This window comes from Neobacillus massiliamazoniensis (genome assembly GCF_001048695.1).
Lineage (GTDB): Bacteria > Bacillota > Bacilli > Bacillales > Cytobacillaceae > Neobacillus > Neobacillus massiliamazoniensis.
This window is the reverse complement of the sequence record NZ_CVRB01000001.1, coordinates 697,947-716,910: the sequence shown is the minus strand read 5'-3', so window position 1 is coordinate 716,910 and position 18,964 is coordinate 697,947. Positions and strand designations below refer to the sequence as shown.

Sequence of the window (18,964 nt, the reverse complement as noted above, 5' to 3'; positions counted from 1 at the left end):
AGAGTGCGACAAAGGCACATACGTTTTTTTTTGAATTAGTTAGATAATATGTCCTTCATTAAGATTAGAATTTAATTAAAAATTTCATATTGGCTGGGACAGCAACATTTTCAAGGAAACTAATAGGCTTATTTTTCATAAAATATTCTAAATTTTATAAGGTGGTGTGGCCGTGAATAAATATCGATGGATTAAGTGGCGTAAAGTGATCCTCTGGGTCTTTGTGATTGCCATTCTGGGTGATGTCTTGTTTACTGGAGGGCAAACAGTTTGGAATGTCGCCATGACCATTCTTAGTCTTGGGCTGCAACTGCTCTTCGCCATGATGTTCATGATTATTCAGTTTGTTGCACTCTTCTGGTTTTTGGCCCGTGGGCGAACGTATTGGATATTGCCGGGTGAGACCGGCTCTACATGGGATGATTATCGGGGTAATCCTGAGATTGTTGAGAATGCAAAACGGATCGTCACGCTTTTAAAGGGTGTAAAAGAATTCAAGGAGATGGGGGGCGAGGCAATTCGAGGGTTGTTGCTCTGTGGGCCGCCTGGTACTGGTAAGTCTTATCTTGCACAAGTAATTGCTAATGAAGCACAAGTACCGTTTGCGTATGCCTCTGCACCAAGTTTTCAAAATATGTTTTTTGGTGTCGGTAACTTAAAGGTAATGGGTCTCTACAAAAAAGCCCGTAAGTTAGCGAAAATTTATGGAGCTTGTATCATCTTCATAGACGAAATCGATGCCATTGGTATGAGTCGGCAAGCAGGTGGAGCAGGTGGCGGAATGATGGGCGGACTTATGGGCATGGGGGGATCGGGCCTCCTAAACGAGCTGCTCCTGCAAATGGATCCCCCGAACATGGATACCAATTGGTTTGCCAAGCTACTTCGTTCACTAGGGTTACGGCGCAAAAAGGCTGAGAGGCCTGCCGTGCTGACAATCGGAGCGACGAACCTGCCAGATGTACTGGACCAAGCACTCCTTCGGCCCGGTCGTTTCGATAGGAAGCTTTGGGTAGACACTCCTGACTATGATGGAAGGGTAGACGTTTTTCAATACTATCTCCAGAAAGTGAAACGAGACCCAAATTTAACTCCTGAGCGTGCAGCCCTTGACACGATTGGTTACAGCCCTGCACAAATCAAACACATCGTGAATGAATCTGTTGTCATTGCACACCAGCGGGGAGCAATCGAATCCAATTACGAGGACTTCCGAGCCGCGATGGAAACATATGAATGGGGTCTCAAACAGCCGCTTCTCTCCATGAGTGAGGATGAAAAAAGAAATATTGCGTACCATGAAGCGGGTCATGCGGTGGCTCAATTCTTATTAAAACCACATGAACGCGTTTGGAAGGTAACGATCATTCGCCGCGGGGACGCACTCGGTCTCGCTGCCACAAAGCCGACACATGAGCGGTATAACCGGAGTGACAGTGAAATTTTAGCAGAAATTCAGGTTTGTCTCGCCGCCAGGGCAGTGGAAGAAGAATTTTTAGGGAAAAAGTTAAATGGTGTCACATCTGACCTGAAACATGCGACACAGTTAGCGGGAGCCTATCTTGGAGCGGTAGGTATGGGAGATGATCTGTTCAGCTGGCTTTCTGTAGGCTCTTCAGCCGACGGACTCAAGGCACTCCGTTCAGAAATTAACACGCTGCTTAAGGATGAAATGGCCAAAGTCAAAGTATTAGTATTAAAGCATGCGGACTTCGTTCATGCCATTGCCGAGAATCTCCTGAAACAGGGCGATCTAACAGGAGAGGAAATCGAGAAGATTTTTGAACAGTTGTATGGACAAAGTAAACTAGAGTTGCCTGAGGATCAGACGGAATAACATATGAATAACTTTTAAATCATACCGTAAAGAGAAGGAGTCGTTTTGATTCCTTCTCTTTGGGCTTACCGGCAATTAGAGAGGTCTATGCCGGATTTGTGATGGATATGCGCGAAAAAACAAATTTATGCGCGAATAGCAGCTTCCAAGGTTGGGTACAGGAACTGAACAGTAATCGAAGTTGATTAGAAAAATGAAGTAAGGTACCTGATCGAGATTAGTGATTGAAAAATTAACAAGGAAGGTAATTTTTCAAGATTTACGATCGCTGAATTTGAGAGGAAGAGAAGTTTTTAATCAATTTCTGTAGGTTTATATGCCCTTCTCTTAATTTAATTGTTTCATCAATAATTAGTTGGAATCCTTCCAAATCTTTTTCAGTAGCATTTAATAAGGATTTCGGTAAAACTTCGACGATTTGTTGTAGGGTAAAATCCTTTGTCATGGATAACAACGACCACCTTTCAACTTATTTGTTAAACATATATTTTTGTCATTGGGTTGCATTTTTCCTGCTAACACCTTAAAAAACTTATCTACATATATCATCAGACCATTTTAAGAAAAGTCATCATTTTTCTTTTGTTTCCACATTACGACAGCATTCAATCTAGGATTCTTGTATCGATGAAGAATACTAGACGTTTTCTTCATAGGAAAAAAATTAAATGAGTTACATTTTTTAAGACCCTAAGCTCTGTTTGGGCACCAATAACGCTTAATGGAGGAAAAGGAAAATGTGTGGATTTTTTGGATTTCTTCCAAACTTGGATATAAAAACATATGATTATTCAAAAATGGAGGAAGCAACGAATATCATTCATCATCGTGGACCAGATGATGATGGATTTTATGCAAATGAACATGTTTTTTTAGGTTTTCGAAGACTGAGTATTATTGACCTTGATAATGGACATCAACCTCTATCCTATTTAAATGACCGTTATTGGATTGTATTTAATGGCGAAATATATAATTATTTAGAAATGAAAGAGGAACTGTTGAAAAGAAACTATGAATTTAAAACCAACTCGGACACAGAAGTAGTTTTAGCAGCCTATCACCTATATAAAGAAGAAGTAGTGCATCATTTGAGGGGAATGTATGCTTTTTTAATTTGGGACAATATAGAACTGTCACTGTATGGTGCGAGGGATCATTTTGGGATAAAGCCTTTATATTATGCTGAAACGGAGAAGGGCGTATTATTCGGTAGTGAAAAGAAAAGTATCGAATTCGTCCATCGGGACATTCAAACCCTGTCCTTCGACAATAAGGCACTTCAACATTATACAACTTTTCAGTTCCCCCCGGAGCCATTCACCATGCATAGGGAAATAAAAAAAGTTTTGCCTGGCTATTATTTTAAAATAAAAAGAAGTGAAAAATTATTATTCACACAATATTTCAAATCACATTTTATCCCTCAAAAAGCGGATTTTGAATCACTCAAAAATGAAGTGTTAAAAACATTAAGAAATTCAGTTCGGATCCATATGAGAAGCGATGTACCTGTTGGGAGTTTTTTATCAGGTGGAATTGATTCAAGTGTAATTGTTGCGTTAGCTAAAGAAGTGAATCCACAGATTAAAACATTTACGGTTGGTTTTGAAAGAGACGGGTATAGTGAAATTGACTTAGCTAAAGAAACAGCCCGATATATCGGTGTGGAAAATATCCATAAAGTGATTACTCCAGATGAATTTTTAGAGGAATTGCCGAAAATCGTATGGCATATGGATGAGCCAGTTGCTGATCCTGCTTCTATCCCACTTTATTTTGTTGCAAAGGAAGCAAAAAAACATGTAACAGTTGTGTTAAGCGGAGAAGGAGCAGATGAATTATTCGGTGGTTACGCTATTTATCGAGAGCCATTTGCACTGGAAAAGTTTAATCGACTTCCTGAAATGTTGAAAAGGCTGTTATTGCTTTTAGGGAGGATAATCCCTAATGGAGTAAAAGGAAAAAGTTACTTAGAGCGAGCCAGTCAAACGATCGAAAAACGCTACAATGGTAACGCTAAAATTTATCTAGAAAAAGAAAAACAACATTTGCTATATCGTTATGATAAAGAAATACCATTCTACACTTTTACAAGTCCATTTTATAATGAAATTAAAGCTTATGATGACCCAACCAAAATGCAATATATTGATATGCATACATGGTTACGTGGTGATATTCTTATTAAAGCAGATCGGATGACGATGGCAAATTCAGTAGAATTACGTGTTCCGTTCATAGATAAGGAAGTATTTGCTGTAGCATCTAGAATACCAACTGAATATAAATTAGCAAACGGAACAACAAAATACATTTTAAGACAGGCGGCAAAAGAGATTGTCCCAGAAAGTGTTATGAAACGAAAAAAATTGGGGTTTCCAGTGCCCATTCGACATTGGATAAAGGATGAATGGTACGATTGGATTGAAAATTTCCTTCAAGAAGAAAAAGAAAATCCTTATATCAATACCTTTTATGTTGCAAAATTATTAAAAGACCATAAGAAGGGTAAAGGGGATTTCTCAAGGAAAATTTGGACCGTAATTATTTTTTTGCTTTGGTATAATTTATATGAAAAAGGCACGACAATTGAAGCCCTCCAAGCAAGGATTATAGGCAGTTACAGACATCAAAGATCATTTGAGGGGTAGGCAGAAAGGGTATTGAACCAACTTAAAAAAACTAGGTAACCCGAATTTTGGACACTAATTATTTGTGTTTAAAATTCGGGTGTTTCTTTTCATTTGTTAGGATTGACTTTTATTTGAGTATAATTTATATTTAATTACGAAATATATTTAAGCGAACTTAAATATTAAATAGTATTATAAATTTATCTATTGTAAATATTAAGGAGGTTTAAATAATGAAAGAGGTAATTCCATATTTTGATCGGATACAAAATTCTCTTCGAATAGTTATCAACAAAATGCAGCCAAAATTATTGGAAAGCATGAAAGCACTTGGAGTGACATCTACGCAACTTTTTGTTCTTGGTTATTTAAAAAAACAAGGAAGCTGTAAGGTTACCCAATTAGCGGAAATGATGGATGTGAAACCAAGTGCGGTTACACTTTTAGTAGATAGGCTTGAGGAAAATGGATTAGTTCTTCGAGAACATGATAAAAAAGATAGAAGGGTCGTCAATATCAGTCTCACCGAACATGGAGATGAAAAATTGAAGAAAGTTATGGAAGAAAGAAAAGCTATCGGAGAACAATATCTTTCTCATTTGACCGAAGAAGAACTTTTGGTTATGGCAACACTTACTGAAAAACTTGCACAGGTTGTAAATGTGGAAAATTAAAAAAGTTTATATGGATAATAATCTAATTAACTTTTGGCAAACAACCTTTTGCTTATTTGTGTAAATGAATTTAAGGAGAATACAACATGAATACAGAAACACACACAAACAATAAACGTACGATAATATTGATTGGGCTTATCATTGCAATGTTCTTTTCAGCGCTTGATGGTACGATTGTAGGAACTGCGATGCCCAAAATAGTAGGAGATCTTGGCGGATTAAGCATGATGACATGGCTGACTACAGCGTATTTGCTCACATCGACCACAGTTGTTCCGATTGCTGGAAAGTTGGCTGACTTATTAGGGCGAAAAACTGTATATGTTGCTGGACTTATTATTTTTATGGCTGCTTCTGCACTATGCGGTATGGCAAATAATATGACAGAGTTAATTATTTATCGTGGTATACAAGGAATCGGTGGCGGTATCATGATGCCAATGGCGATGATTGTCATCGGGGATTTATTTACTGGTAAGGAACGCGCCAAATTTCAAGGTGTATTCGGAGCAATCTATGGGCTTGCTTCAGTGATTGGTCCTCAAATTGGCGGATGGATTGTAGACTCCTTGAACTGGAAATGGGTATTTTACATTAACCTTCCTGTTGGTATTTTGGCTACCATCTTCATTGCGATTGGGTTACAAGGGCGTAAGAATACAGGACCTATTTATTTTGATATTACAGGCATGTTTACGATGATTGTTGGAGTAGTAAGCTTACTTCTTGCTCTTAGCTTTGGCGGTAAAGACTATGCTTGGGATTCATGGCAAATTCTTGGATTATTCGCCCTAGCTGTAATCGGTTTAGTGAGTTTCGTTATTGTCGAAACCAAAGCCAAAGAGCCGATTTTGCCGATGTACTTATTTAAAAATAGAACCTTCTTGTTCTTGAATTTAGTTGGATTCTTTATGACAATTGGAATGTTTGGTGCAATTACATTTGTTCCATTCTTTATGCAAGGAATTTTAGGGGTTAGTGCAACTCAATCAGGAACCATTATGACACCAATGATGATTTCCATGATCATCACCAGCATTATTGGAGGTCAGGTTGTCTACAAAGTTGGTATCAAGCCGCAAATTATGACAGGCATGTTAATCATGGCAGGTGGACTCTTTTTATTAACAACTGTAGATATGGGTACGAGTAAATTAGTCGCCACATCTTATATGGCAGTTATTGGTTTAGGATTAGGATTGGTTATGCCAACGATTACCTTAGCTTTACAAGAAACCTTTTCAAAACAAGAACTAAGTGTCGTTACCTCTTCGAACCAATTCTTCCGTTCTATTGGGGGAACATTTGGGATTACGATTTTAGGTGCTGTCATGAATAGCAGATCAGGAACGCTTCTAACGGACAATCTCGTTCCATTCTTAAATTCATTGCCCGCACAAGCTGGACCATTGGTATCAAAACTTAAAGATATGATTGCAACAAATCCTCAAGGTCTGTACCAAATGCTGTTTAACCATGAAACAATGAATAAAATGCCATCTTTTCTAACAGACAAAATGGTACCTATTTTAAAAACGTCCTTAATGGATTCTTTACACAGTGTATTCTTCGTTGGATTAGGATTCGCGGTGATTGGAGCTGTTTGTACGTTATTCATAAAGCAAATCAAATTATCCGGCAAAAAAACAGCTAGAAAGCCAGATGAAGGAGAAAAGGGAGATATAAAAATAGTAACCTCCCCATCCAAATAGCCTGCAACGAAAAGTACAATAGACAACTTCCGGACTTTTAAATAATTCTACTCAAAGTTTTGAGTAACATTTTCAAATTTGGCATGTTAATAGTTGTAGTAAATAACCCAATTTCTCCTTTTAATTTTGAGAAATTGGGTTTTTAATTACATCTAAAAACTTTTTGAATGTTGTATGTGAAGAATACACTTAAAGTAACCCTCGTTTTAATTTAAGGCTATGTTAATGGTCATTGTTGATTTTTGAAACTATGTTGATAGGAGCGGAAGGGGCGAGATCCTCAAAAATGCTATCGCATTTCCATCGTGCGGTGTTGATTAAAGGATGCTGATTCAACGTCCTGCGGGAATACGGGGCAGGGGAGACCCCACAGGCGCTTAAGCGCCGAGGAGGCTCCCCGGAACGCCCGCGGATGCTCGCTTCTTGAGCGCAAATCAACAGGCAAGTTTAATACAGCCAAATTTAATAAGAATATAATAGAAAAGCTTAGAGAATTGACCTATAAGCATTTTTTGATTCGGGTGTATATCTTGAGAAGGAAATATCCAATAATGATTGAGTTCAGGACAAAAAGCCCTCGATGAATAGCATTTTCAAAAAGAATTGAAGATACAAATATATGAAAATGCTAGTATTTCAAAAATGTATGTCAGAATTCCTAACATAATTGTTGAAGGGAAAAGGGGGTTTGGATAGGATTTAAAAGTAGATAAATAGAGAAGACTAAGGAGAGGTGACATATGGAGATTAAACTAGATGATTTAAGTGGAAATGAAGTGGCTGAATTGATCAAACAGCATCTTCAAGGTATGGCATTGAATTCGCCACCTGAGAGTATCCATGCACTGAATCTTGAACAATTGAGAAGAACTGAAATTACATTTTGGAGTGCATGGGAAGGGAAGGAATTAGCTGGAATTGGTGCACTTAAAGAACTTGATGGTCAACATGGAGAGATAAAATCAATGCGTACCTCTTCAATACATTTAAGAAAAGGTGTGGCTAAGCGACTCCTTCAACACATCTTGGAGGAAGCTAAGAGGCGCGGTTATCAGAGACTAAGTTTGGAGACAGGTTCAATGGAAGCTTTTGAACCAGCAAGAAGACTATATGCAAGTTTCGGTTTTCAATATTGTAAGCCGTTTGACGGTTACATAGAGGACGCAAATAGCGTATTTATGACAATGGAATTATGAGTCAAAATCAATCGATAACTATTCGATGGATAATGAGGTTTGTGTCCCTGATTTAATTTCGAGAGTATAATTTCTAGAATCAGCGGCAGGAAAAAAGAGGGAAGTTGGATTTCTTCCAATTACTATATTTATAGATTGGAGTGGTTGATTAGTTGACCACTCCAATTTTTTTCTAAAAAAAACACTTAAATTATTTGAAGAGATGAAAATAGAAAACAGGAATGTCACAAAGTTGACAAGCATAAAAATAAATCGTAATCATTTCGTTTTAAAGGAGCTATATTATGATAAATTCATCTCCAACAAAGGACACCTTCGTCTATGGTTTATTTCTATTTATTGTTTATCTCTTTTTCTTTGGCAATGATCCACCCCTTCAATTCATAGGTGTCATTTTTCAAGGTGAATGGAGGACGATATTTGTTGTTTTTCTTGGTATATTACTTGAAGCACTTCCTTTTATCGTTATTGGAGCATTAATGGCATCGGTGATCCAAATATTAATAACCGAAGAAATCATACAGAGATTTATCCCCAAAAGGCCAATCCCAGCAATGATTATAGCATTAATTTTATCTGCCATGATCCCTGTGTGTGAATGTGCTATCATTCCTGTGGTCAGGAGATTGATTCAAAAAGGTGTGCCAGTGCATGCTGGTATAGTACTTCTTATATGTGCACCCATTATGAATTTTGTTGTATTCGGCTCCACATTTTATGCCTTTCAAAGGCAGCCTGACATTTTTTACGGGCGAATTATTTTATGTGTAATGACAGCTCTAATCGCGGGAACGGTCATTTATGTTTGGTTTAACAATAAAAATATTTTGAAGTTAAATAAGGGAGATTTGACACAACATAGGTCATTTAATCAAAACAGAGGAACTTCAAAATTAAAGGGAGTATTACATCATACTTGCAAAGAATTTTTTGCCGTGGGTAAGGTTTTTATCATTGGTGCTTCTATTGCAAGCATTGCTCAGGTGTATGTCCCTCAATCTATGTTGATTGAAACGGCAAAAGAACCTATAAAATCAACGATTATGATGATGGGTATTGCTTTTATTCTATCACTTTGTTCAGAGGCGGATGCATTCGTTGCAGCTTCTCTAGGACATGCATTTCTTCCAAGTGCGATATTAGGTTTTTTAGTTTATGGTCCAATTTTGGATATAAAGAATGTATTTTTAATGTTATCTTCCTTCAAAGTTCGGTTTGTACTACTATTTTTTCTTGTCATAACGATAACAGTCTTTAGCCTTTCATTACTGGCAGGATACACAATTATGAGGGGGTAGAAAATGAAAGAAAAGCAGGTTCCTATTTGGAAATTCAGCAACGAATTAGAGGGAATTATATTAATCGGTTTTAGTTTAGTGATTTTTAAGCTTTATATATCAAAAAAAATATTGATAATTCTTGAACCCGAGATGCTTCCTTTCTTGTTGTTTGCGATGGTGAGTCTTTTTATAATCGGTTTTTTTCGTATTTTGAACAGCGATTTAAATGGGGCGGACTGTGACTGTGAAGTTTGTGACCCATCTTCATCAATGGGCATAATCATCATGAAATCTTCTTTATTTATCTTAGTAATCATACTATCTTTTGTTGTAAATGATTTTATTGATACTGTTCAAGTCCCTTTCAAATAGTATGAAACAAAAAAGCTAATTCCATATTTTTAACACAATGAACTTGCTCATTGTATAAAAAAATGGTAAAGTTGCAATTATCACATCATAAATCGTAATAATTACGATTTAATTAGGTGGGGTGTATGTTTCATGACATTCAATTCGTCATTAGTATGATGGTTTACAAGTTCATACATAAGAAAATCAACGTATTTTTCTTCAAAGTCGTATTTGGGGGAAAAGCAATTAGAATATGATGGGAGGGATTAGATTGTGATTCTTTCTGATAAGACAATCTTTAAGAAGTTAAAAGAGCAGGAGCTAGTGATTGAGCCCTTTTCAACATCACAACTACAGCCTGCATCTGTTGATTTAAGGTTAGGAAATCATTTTTTAATGGTGGATGAACATGCTGTTCCATTTATTTCACTTGATCAGCCAGCTGAATATAAAGAAATTTGCATGGATATAATCATTATCCCTCCTCAATCCTTTGTGTTAGGGACTACTCTTGAGTGTATCAGCCTCCCTAATGATATGACAGCTTTTGTAGAAGGAAGAAGCTCAATTGGAAGATTAGGCTTGTTTATTCAAAACGCTGGATGGGTGGATCCAGGGTTTGAAGGGCATATCACTCTAGAACTTTATAATTCAAACCGTGTTCCGATCGAGCTAAAGGCAGGGAGGCGAATATGTCAGTTGGTCCTGGCAACTTTAGATCAAGAAACTACTCCATATATGGGAAAATACTGTTGTCAAAACAAGGCCACTGAAAGCAGAGTCTATCTAGATGAAGAGACTGAGGAATTGATTTCGAGGTCCAAACATAAGGTAAAAGAATTTGATTAACTTCTGTATATTTTTTGTATTAAACACGTGATGATATAAATATATTATTCAAAACGTAATGATTACTATTATCATAAAAGAGTTCTAAGAATTTGGCTGTGTTTAAGGTCATTGTTGTTTTTTAACACTGTTGATTGGAGCGGAAGGCGCGAGACTCCTGCGGGAGTACGGGGCAGGGGAGACCCCGCAGGCGTCAAAGCGTCGAGGAGGCTCCCCGGAACGCCCGCGGAAAGCGAAGCGCCTGGAGCGCAAATCAACAACCAAGTTTAACAGAGCCAAGAATTTAAACGAAATTAGAGGATCCATTGTAAAAATCTTAATGATTGAGAGGGAATGTCAATGACTAAAAAAATACCTGTGACGGTTTTTAGCGGATATTTAGGAGCAGGAAAAACTACACTTTTAAATCATATTTTGCAAAATCGCCAAGGGCTTAAGGTAGCAGTTATTATGAACGATATGAGTGAAGTAAATATCGATGCTGAATTAGTAAAACAGGGGGGGAATCTTTCTAAAACAGATGAAAAGCTGGTAGAAATGTCAAACGGCTGTATTTGCTGTACGTTAAGGGAAGATTTATTAATTGAAGTAGAAAAGCTTGCTAATCGGGGAAATATTGATTATATCGTCATTGAGTCTACTGGTATTAGTGAGCCAATTCCAGTTGCTCAAACTTTTTCTTATATTGATGAAGAACTCGGAATTGATCTAACGCGTTTTTGTCGATTAGACACCATGGTAACAGTCGTAGATGCTAATCGATTTTGGAAGGATTTCCAGTCAGGGGATCGTTTATTAGACAGAAAGGAAGCGTTAGGAGAAAAGGATACTCGTGAAATTTCAGATCTTCTCATTGACCAAATTGAATTCTGTGATGTCCTTGTCTTAAATAAGTGTGATTTAGTGTCTGAAGAAGAGCTGTTAAAATTGGAAAATGTATTAAAAACTCTGCAGCCAAACGCGAAATTAATTCGAACGGTAAAAGGTACAATGGATCCTCAAGCAATTTTAAACACTGGATTATTTAATTTTGAGAAAGCGAGCTCCTCCGCTGGATGGCTTAAAGAATTAACTCAGGGTCATCATCAGCATACACCAGAGACTGAAGAATATGGTATTTCTTCCTTTGTTTATTCAAGACGTTTGCCTTTTCATTCTGAGCGTCTTAACAATTGGGTTCACTCTATTCCGGAGAATATTGTAAGGGCAAAGGGAATTGCTTGGTGTGCCACTAGAAATAACTTGGCCCTTTTAATGTCACAGGCAGGACCTTCTGTTAGCATTGAACCTATTTCTTATTGGGTGGCATCGTTACCGAAAGTAGAACAGCAACAAATATTGAGACAAAATCCACATTTATTAGACGAGTGGGATGTGGAATTTGGAGATCGGCATTCGAAATTAGTCTTTATAGGTGTGGATTTACAGCCCGATGAAATCATTGAGGAATTAGATAAATGCTTACTAACCGACTCTGAATTTGATGAAGACTGGTCTGCATTTCCTGATCCATTTTGTTGGAATTTACAAAGATCTTAACAAGAGGGCGTAAAGGGATTGATTTATTCAGGAAACACCATTCTCACAAAAATTAAATCTGTTGGGAAAATCGAAAGGAGATTATTGATTATGCAAAGTCAAAAAAGTGGTAAATTATCAATTACTACGGTTTAAATCGTAATTAATACGATTTATGGAGGTTGGGTTTATGTATAAATGGATCATTGTCGGTGAGGGCATTCAGGGAATGACGATGGCTACCTTTTTGCTTAAGCGACAAAAAGTGGATATTAATCAGCTTGCAATAATCGATCCATACCAGGAGCCATTGTCAAGGTGGAAGCATAACACGAATATTATCTCTATGCCGTATTTGCGTTCTCCTTCTGTTCATCATATTGACATCGAACCGTTTAGTTTACAGTCATATGTCAAAACAAATACGTTTGAATGGAACACTGCTTTTTATGGGCAATATAAACGTCCTTCTCTTCAAGTGTTTAATGAGCATTGTGATCACCTTATGAATAACCTGTTCATAAAACAGGCATGGATTCAAGGGAGAGTGGACCATGCTGAACAAACTCCAGATGGATGGAGAGTTCAATTGCGAGATGGGCGATTAGTGAAGGGACAAAACCTGTTATTGGCGATAGGTGTTAGTGAACAACCGATTTGGCCTAATTGGGCTGAAGATTTAAATAGGGAAAATGAGTCTTCTATCTATCATGTTTTTGATTCTAACCTTCCTAGCTTCGATTACTTTAAACGTCCAATAACCATTATTGGCGGAGGTATTACAGCAGCACATCTAGCTTTGAAGCTAAGTTCTATTTTTCCAAACGAAGTAACCATTCTAAAGCGGCATCGATTTCGTATACATGATTTTGATAGTAATCCTGCATGGTTGGGACCAAAAAATCAGTTGTCATTTCGAAAAGAAAAAAGCTATTCAAGTAGGCGGGACAAAATAAGGAATGCACGAAATAAAGGTTCTATTCCACAAGACTTATATGTAAAACTGTTATCTTGCATTCGAAAAGGTAAATTACATATTGTGGATGGGGAGGTGGAGAACGGTACAGTCAGCAACGATCAGGTTTTGTTATTTGATCAAGGAAACCAGTTTATTCATAAAGCAGGTACGATATTATTAGCTACTGGCTTTCAACCAGGATTGCCAGGGAAGGAGTGGTTAGAGCCTATGATTCAGAAATACAAATTACCATGTGCTGAATGTGGGTATTCAATCGTTTCGTTTCGAATTCATTAAGGTGGGGACCGAATCTTTATGTGACTGGCGCTTTGGCAGAACTTGAAATGGGACCAATTGCTCGCAATATCTCTGGAGCACGTCAGGCTGCGGATCGGATTGTGAGTAGTTTATCGTGACGTAATACTGAAAGAGTTAAAATAATTTGGAATGCGAGGGGAATACAATGAAAAAAATACCTACTTATATTATTTCAGGATTTTTGGGAAGTGGAAAAACAACACTACTGCAAAATATACTTAAGTATTGTAAATCTCAACAAATAAAAGCTGCCATTCTATTAAATGAACTAGGGAGTGTGAATGTAGAAAAACATTTGTTTGAAGATGAGAATGTATATGAGTTATTAGATGGATGTATCTGTTGTTCCATTCAAGAGGATTTAAAAACAACATTGACCTCTCTTTTAGCAGTTCACCCTGAAAAACCTCTAGATGCATTATTTATTGAAGGTACCGGTGTTGCGAATCCCTTAGAAATTGTAGAAGTATTGGCTAGTCTCCCTTATGTGCATTCTTTTGATGTTCAATCCGTCATAAGTATGATTGATGCAAGTTCATACTTAGAGAATCAAGGTATTTTTACTATAAAAACAGTTCGTGACTTACTGAAAAATCAAATTAAGGGTGCTACAACTGTTATTCTCAATAAAGTGGATCTAGTTAATGAAAAACAATTACAAAAAATAGAATCTAAACTAACGATGGTACTAGATACATATACGCAAGTATTGAAGAGTTCTTATGGAAAAGTTGATATAGTAGAATTATTACAAAAACGGTCAAACACAACAGTCGTTTCACATAAACATCAAACCGGTTGTTGTGATGACCATGCACATTCTACTTGTCAGCATGACCATAAACACCATCATGATCATGTTCAGCATGCCAGCATTAAAACGTTAACGATTCAAGATGTTCCTTCTGTAACTAAAAGACAACTAAAAAAATGGTTAAAGTCATTACCAGAAGGAATTATGCGTGGAAAAGGATACATATTTTTAAAAGAAAAGCAGGGTTTGTATCCCTTTCAATATAGTTCTAATCAAATGTATATAGGTGATTTTCCGCAAAAATATGCTACAGATCCTTGCATAGTCTTAATTGGGAAAGATATTGATATTGCGACTATTCAAGACTCTTATACTTCACAATTTTCCTTATCCTAACTATGTCTGGAATAGGTAAGTGCCTGATATTAATTACTTTCTGCATTATTAAAGTCTCCGAAAGAGAGAAGGAGTCGATTAGATTCCTTCTCTTTTTGGTTTAACGCCAATAGGAGAGAGATATGCGCGAATTGAAGAGGGATAAGCGCGAATCGGGGAGGGATATGCGCGGATTGGAGAGGGATATGCGCGAATCGGAGGGGGATATACGCGAATCGGGGAGGGATATGCGCGAATTGGAGAGGGATATGCGCGAATCGGAGAAGGATAACCGCGAATTGAAGTAGGCTATCACCCAAATAGAAAAGAGCTACCCGACAATTGCAGGTAGCTACCCAAAAAGAAGAAAATACGAACGGTCTTTATAAAATAGTTTCATAGCTAAAATCAGTAAATGATTCCGAACGAATGACCTTTTCATGAAAGGTTAAAGATGCCGTTACTTGATTGGGAATGACAATACAATTCATCCCAGCCTCCACTGCAGCTAGTGCACCGTTAGCTGAATCTTCAATGGCCAATGCCTCATGTGGTTCCACTTGCAACTCTTCTAATGCCTTCAAATAAAGAGCAGGATCGGGCTTCACTTTGGTAACATCTTCCTTTGTCATAACGACAGAGAAATAATCCCAAAGCTCAAATTGGCGCAGGAATCCTTCGACCCACTCCCTCGATGAGCTGGACGCGAGGCCGATCTCGATCCCGATCTCCTTCGCTTCATCCAATTTCTCCTTTACGCCCTCACGAACATTTAAAATGCTTTTCTTTTCCATAAAACGTTCATGTGCCAATTTTTTAATTTCCTCACGATTTACCTTACTTCCAATTTGTTGCTCTATGTATTTAAACATAGCATCATCAGTAGTGCCAATACATTTAACCAATTCCTCAAGTGGTACATCTATAGCAAACTTTTCCTTCGTTAACTCTTGAAAAATCTCAACCCAAATGGTTTCCGTATCAATAATCGTTCCGTCAAAATCAAAGATCACGGCTTTAATTGTCATAATTCTCTCCCATAGTTTTTCCTTCATTATACGATGATACCTCGTATTTTTGCCAATGAAAACCATTTCAAATACCAATGTGCAATTAATAGAGTCTTAGAAGATACCATCTATCTTTGTGTAATAGAAATATATGCAAGAATAAAAATTTTCCAAAAATTGATTGACACCTGTTTATCCAAAGCGATATATTATGAATGGAAATTGAATATGACTCTGTTAGGTGAGGCTCCTGTATAGAGAAACGCTACTGCCCAAAAACGTCGAGAGACGCCAATGGGTCAACTAGAAAGGTCGGAATGAAGGCCTTTTTTAACGTAGCTGGTTTGTACCTATGCTATACAGTGCTAAAGCTCAACGAGGGAGAGGTGCGATTACACCTGATAAGAACTGCTTAAAATAAGTGGTTTTATTAGTGTATGGTTAATTATGTAATGAGACCTTTACTCGTTGACGAGTAAAGGTCTATTTTAATTGTAATGATTCACCTTTCACTCAAATCCAACATAGCATGTACAAGAAAAATGATACGGAAAAGGAGGTGGGGGAACGATGTCACTTGGTGACCCAAGCCCGATACCCTTATGTTTTTGGTTTAAATTAAATCATGTAGGTAGGAAACGACTTGTTCCTCCCTCTCTAAAAAATAGTTAGTCGAGAAACAACGAATTTCCTCCTGCATGTAAAAAGGAGGAAACTACCGATGTTACAAGCAAAAAAACAACCTAAAAATGTCCAAATGGACAATTATCAAGCAAATAAAGGGACTTCAAATCGAAACAAACAAGCTTTTCGTAATCAAGAAGTGATGAAGCAAAATAATGCAATATTAGTGGAAGTTGCATCAAGAGATGTTCGATCAGCCTTAGCCTTTTTAGCAACAACTCCAAACGGAATATCTGAAAAAGAAGCTGAAAGACGTATTGATACACATGGAAGAAATGAAGTGGCACATGAAAAGCCACCAGCATGGTATCTTCAATTGTTGCTTTCATTTAAAAATCCCTTTATTTTCGTATTACTGGCTTTAGGAACTTTATCCTTCTTCACATACGATATGCAAGGAACAATTGTTGTAACTGTTATGGTTGTCTTAAGTGCTACCATTCGTTTTTTACAAGAATTTCGTTCTCAACAAGCAGCAGAAAAATTAAAAGCAATGGTTCGTACGACCGCTACTGTTTCGAGAACAAAAGAATTCTCAAATGAAAAAATGGATACCAACACAAACTTGGCGCGAGAAATTCCTATTGAAGAACTTGTACCGGGGGATATTATTTTGCTATCCGCTGGTGATATTGTACCAGCTGATGTGCGGATTCTCTCAGCTAAAGATTTATTTGTAAACCAATCAGCTCTTACTGGGGAAGCTTTACCAGTAGAAAAATACGAGAATCGTCGTCAGACTTTTGTTCACGCGAAAAGAAATGAAGACCCACTTGAAATGGATAACTTATGCTTTATGGGAACAAATATCGTAAGTGGCAGTGCAACGGCTGTCGTTGTATCAACTGGTGCCAATAGCTATTTTGGCTCATTGGCAAAGAGCGTAGTTGGGAAACGTCCAGAAACAAGCTTTGATAAAGGAGTTAATAAAGTAAGCTGGCTTTTAATAAAATTTATGCTTGTCATGGCTCCTGTCGTTTTTATAATCAATGGAATCTCAAAAGGGGATTGGAATGAAGCATTCTTCTTTGCGATTGCAGTTGCAGTAGGATTAACACCGGAAATGCTTCCGATGATTGTAACGGCAAATTTAGCTAGAGGCGCTGTGAAGATGTCTAAAAAGAAAGTAATCGTCAAGCAGCTAAATTCGATTCAAAACCTTGGGGCAATGAATGTTCTCTGCACTGACAAAACAGGAACATTGACAGAGGATAAAGTGGTATTAGTCCGTCATCTTGATCCAACTGGTACGGAGAATAAAAGCGTCTTACAATTAGCTTATCTTAATAGTTCCTTTCAAACAGGATTAAAAAATCTTATTGATAAAGCGATTATTAAACACACGGAGGAAAAACACCAATTAAATACATTAGATTTTCAGAAGGTGGATGAAATTCCATTTGACTTTACTCGACGTCGTATGTCCGTCATTGTTAAGGATCCGCGTGATATGAATCTAATGGTTTGTAAAGGTGCTGTGGAAGAAATTTTATCTATTTGTACGCATTTGGATATTAATGATGAAATAATTCCACTTACGAAAGTAGAAAAAGTAAAAATCAAGGATCTTAGTGAACAATTAAATGAAGACGGCATGCGTGTCATTGCAGTGGCTTATAAGCTTGAGGCATCTCATAACGATAAAGCCTATTCTATTCAAGATGAATCTGATTTAATTCTTGCTGGATATATTGGATTTTTAGATCCGCCAAAACCATCTGTAGCATCTGCAATTCAAACATTACAACAACAAGGTGTTCAGGTTAAGATTTTAACTGGAGACAATGACATTGTTACACGTAAAATATGTAAAGAAGTCAGATTGGATATCGGAAAGCCTGTATTAGGGTACGAAATTGATGATTTATCTGATAAGGATTTAGCAAGCTTGGCCGAAAGTACTACTGTTTTTGCAAAATTAAATCCAATGCAAAAATCACGTGTCATTAAAGCGCTACAAGCCAATGGTCATACAGTTGGTTATATGGGGGATGGGATTAATGATGCGGTTGCATTGCGTGATGCCGATGTTGGTATATCTGTTGATACGGCAACTGATATTGCGAAAGAATCATCAGATATTATTTTACTAGAAAAAAGTTTAGGTGTTCTTGAACGAGGAATTATTGAGGGACGGACAACGTTTGGGAATATTTTGAAATACATTAAGATGACAGCAAGTTCTAACTTTGGAAACGTCTTTAGTGTATTAGTTGCGAGTGCCTTTATTCCATTTCTCCCCATGCTGGCTATTCACTTATTGATACAAAACTTGTTATATGACCTATCGCAGCTTTCTATTCCGTGGGATAAGATGGATAAAGAGTTCTTAGAAAAGCCTAGAAAATGGGACACCTCAAATTTACGGAATTTCATTATCTTAATTGGTCCAATTAGCTCCATTTTTGATATTACTACATTTATTGTTATGTGGAATGTATTTGGAGCTAATTCCGTTGCCAAACAATCCTTGTTCCAATCAGGTTGGTTTGTAGTTGGACTACTAACCCAAACATTGATTGTGCATATGATTCGTACCCAAAAGATCCCATTTATTCAAAGTACAGCTTCAGTACCAGTTGTATTATTAACAGCAGTTATTATGGCCATTGGTATTTACATTCCATTTTCTCCACTTGGGTCAGCAGTAGGTCTACAGCCACTACCACTAAGCTATTTCCCATGGTTGGTTGGAATCTTAATTGGGTATGCCTTATTGACTCAATTTCTTAAGCAGTTTTATATTAAAAGATTTAATAGTTGGTTATAATACCTCTTTTGTCTGAATGTACAACGGGTTTATTTA

At 37.2% G+C, this 18,964-nt stretch carries 15 protein-coding genes and 1 riboswitch; of the genes, 13 read left to right on the top strand and 2 right to left on the bottom strand.

Going from position 1 to position 18,964, the window contains the following annotated elements; all coding sequences use genetic code 11:
* Nucleotides 1-172: 172 nt before the first annotated feature.
* Nucleotides 173-1,837: an AAA family ATPase gene (locus BN1082_RS03455; protein WP_090630893.1), complete on the top strand. Its 1,665-nt coding sequence runs from the start codon at nucleotides 173-175 to the stop codon at nucleotides 1,835-1,837.
* Nucleotides 1,838-2,096: 259 nt separating this feature from the next.
* Here BN1082_RS03455 and BN1082_RS03450 read toward each other — a convergent pair whose 3' ends face one another.
* The gene (locus BN1082_RS03450; protein WP_090630890.1) at nucleotides 2,097-2,282 is read right to left on the bottom strand and encodes a hypothetical protein; all 186 of its coding nucleotides are present in this window, start codon (nucleotides 2,280-2,282) and stop codon (nucleotides 2,097-2,099) included.
* 292 nt (nucleotides 2,283-2,574) lie between these two features.
* Here BN1082_RS03450 and asnB point away from each other — a divergent pair, with 292 nt between their 5' ends.
* The 11 genes from asnB (at nucleotide 2,575) to BN1082_RS27270 (ending at nucleotide 14,772) form a co-directional block, all read left to right on the top strand.
* Nucleotides 2,575-4,491 (top strand): asparagine synthase (glutamine-hydrolyzing), encoded by a 1,917-nt coding sequence (asnB, locus tag BN1082_RS03445; protein ID WP_090630888.1) that lies wholly within the window; start codon nucleotides 2,575-2,577, stop codon nucleotides 4,489-4,491.
* Nucleotides 4,492-4,706: 215 nt separating this feature from the next.
* On the top strand, nucleotides 4,707-5,147 hold the full coding sequence (locus tag BN1082_RS03440; RefSeq protein WP_090630884.1) for a MarR family winged helix-turn-helix transcriptional regulator: 441 nt from the start codon (nucleotides 4,707-4,709) through the stop codon (nucleotides 5,145-5,147).
* A gap of 86 nt (nucleotides 5,148-5,233) precedes the next feature.
* A complete protein-coding gene (locus tag BN1082_RS03435; protein WP_090630880.1) occupies nucleotides 5,234-6,862 on the top strand; it encodes an MDR family MFS transporter in 1,629 nt (542 codons plus the stop codon).
* Between the two features lie 740 nt (nucleotides 6,863-7,602).
* Nucleotides 7,603-8,058 (top strand): GNAT family N-acetyltransferase, encoded by a 456-nt coding sequence (locus BN1082_RS03430; RefSeq protein ID WP_090630877.1) that lies wholly within the window; start codon nucleotides 7,603-7,605, stop codon nucleotides 8,056-8,058.
* 284 nt (nucleotides 8,059-8,342) lie between these two features.
* Nucleotides 8,343-9,356, top strand: a complete 1,014-nt coding sequence (locus BN1082_RS03425; RefSeq protein ID WP_090630874.1) for a permease — start codon at nucleotides 8,343-8,345, stop codon at nucleotides 9,354-9,356.
* A 3-nt stretch (nucleotides 9,357-9,359) separates the two neighbouring features.
* Nucleotides 9,360-9,710, top strand: coding sequence for a DUF1980 domain-containing protein (locus BN1082_RS03420; protein ID WP_090630872.1), 351 nt, complete (start codon nucleotides 9,360-9,362; stop codon nucleotides 9,708-9,710).
* A 255-nt stretch (nucleotides 9,711-9,965) separates the two neighbouring features.
* Complete coding sequence (dcd, locus tag BN1082_RS03415; RefSeq protein WP_090630870.1) at nucleotides 9,966-10,541, top strand: dCTP deaminase; 576 nt, start codon at nucleotides 9,966-9,968, stop codon at nucleotides 10,539-10,541.
* Between the two features lie 339 nt (nucleotides 10,542-10,880).
* Nucleotides 10,881-12,080, top strand: a complete 1,200-nt coding sequence (locus tag BN1082_RS03410; RefSeq protein WP_090630866.1) for a GTP-binding protein — start codon at nucleotides 10,881-10,883, stop codon at nucleotides 12,078-12,080.
* A gap of 169 nt (nucleotides 12,081-12,249) precedes the next feature.
* On the top strand, nucleotides 12,250-13,314 hold the full coding sequence (locus BN1082_RS03405; protein ID WP_245640297.1) for an FAD/NAD(P)-binding protein: 1,065 nt from the start codon (nucleotides 12,250-12,252) through the stop codon (nucleotides 13,312-13,314).
* A gap of 166 nt (nucleotides 13,315-13,480) precedes the next feature.
* Entirely contained in the window at nucleotides 13,481-14,485 is a 1,005-nt protein-coding gene (locus BN1082_RS03400) for a CobW family GTP-binding protein (RefSeq protein ID WP_090630863.1), read from the top strand.
* Between the two features lie 122 nt (nucleotides 14,486-14,607).
* Nucleotides 14,608-14,772 carry a hypothetical protein gene (locus BN1082_RS27270; protein WP_176699628.1) on the top strand — a complete coding sequence of 55 codons (165 nt, stop codon included), beginning with the start codon at nucleotides 14,608-14,610 and terminating at the stop codon, nucleotides 14,770-14,772.
* A 75-nt stretch (nucleotides 14,773-14,847) separates the two neighbouring features.
* Here BN1082_RS27270 and BN1082_RS03395 read toward each other — a convergent pair whose 3' ends face one another.
* Entirely contained in the window at nucleotides 14,848-15,519 is a 672-nt protein-coding gene (locus BN1082_RS03395) for an HAD family hydrolase (RefSeq protein ID WP_245640296.1), read from the bottom strand.
* 181 nt (nucleotides 15,520-15,700) lie between these two features.
* Nucleotides 15,701-15,866, top strand: a riboswitch (M-box (ykoK) riboswitch).
* A gap of 365 nt (nucleotides 15,867-16,231) precedes the next feature.
* Between BN1082_RS03395 and mgtA the strand changes: the two genes are divergently transcribed.
* A complete protein-coding gene (gene mgtA / locus BN1082_RS03390; RefSeq protein ID WP_090633121.1) occupies nucleotides 16,232-18,928 on the top strand; it encodes a magnesium-translocating P-type ATPase in 2,697 nt (898 codons plus the stop codon).
* Nucleotides 18,929-18,964 lie beyond the last annotated feature (36 nt).

Excerpts from the sequence above, each read along its gene's own strand:
- BN1082_RS03450 (WP_090630890.1), bottom strand. The coding sequence starts at position 2,282 with ATGACAAAGGATTTTACCCTACAACAAATCGTCGAAGTTTTACCGAAA.
- asnB (WP_090630888.1), top strand. The coding sequence starts at position 2,575 with ATGTGTGGATTTTTTGGATTTCTTCCAAACTTGGATATAAAAACATAT.
- BN1082_RS03440 (WP_090630884.1), top strand. The coding sequence starts at position 4,707 with ATGAAAGAGGTAATTCCATATTTTGATCGGATACAAAATTCTCTTCGA.
- BN1082_RS03435 (WP_090630880.1), top strand. The coding sequence starts at position 5,234 with ATGAATACAGAAACACACACAAACAATAAACGTACGATAATATTGATT.
- BN1082_RS03430 (WP_090630877.1), top strand. The coding sequence starts at position 7,603 with ATGGAGATTAAACTAGATGATTTAAGTGGAAATGAAGTGGCTGAATTG.
- BN1082_RS03425 (WP_090630874.1), top strand. The coding sequence starts at position 8,343 with ATGATAAATTCATCTCCAACAAAGGACACCTTCGTCTATGGTTTATTT.
- BN1082_RS03420 (WP_090630872.1), top strand. The coding sequence starts at position 9,360 with ATGAAAGAAAAGCAGGTTCCTATTTGGAAATTCAGCAACGAATTAGAG.
- BN1082_RS03410 (WP_090630866.1), top strand. The coding sequence starts at position 10,881 with ATGACTAAAAAAATACCTGTGACGGTTTTTAGCGGATATTTAGGAGCA.
- BN1082_RS03405 (WP_245640297.1), top strand. The coding sequence starts at position 12,250 with ATGTATAAATGGATCATTGTCGGTGAGGGCATTCAGGGAATGACGATG.
- BN1082_RS03400 (WP_090630863.1), top strand. The coding sequence starts at position 13,481 with ATGAAAAAAATACCTACTTATATTATTTCAGGATTTTTGGGAAGTGGA.
- BN1082_RS27270 (WP_176699628.1), top strand. The coding sequence starts at position 14,608 with ATGCGCGAATTGAAGAGGGATAAGCGCGAATCGGGGAGGGATATGCGC.
- BN1082_RS03395 (WP_245640296.1), bottom strand. The coding sequence starts at position 15,519 with ATGAAGGAAAAACTATGGGAGAGAATTATGACAATTAAAGCCGTGATC.
- mgtA (WP_090633121.1), top strand. The coding sequence starts at position 16,232 with ATGGACAATTATCAAGCAAATAAAGGGACTTCAAATCGAAACAAACAA.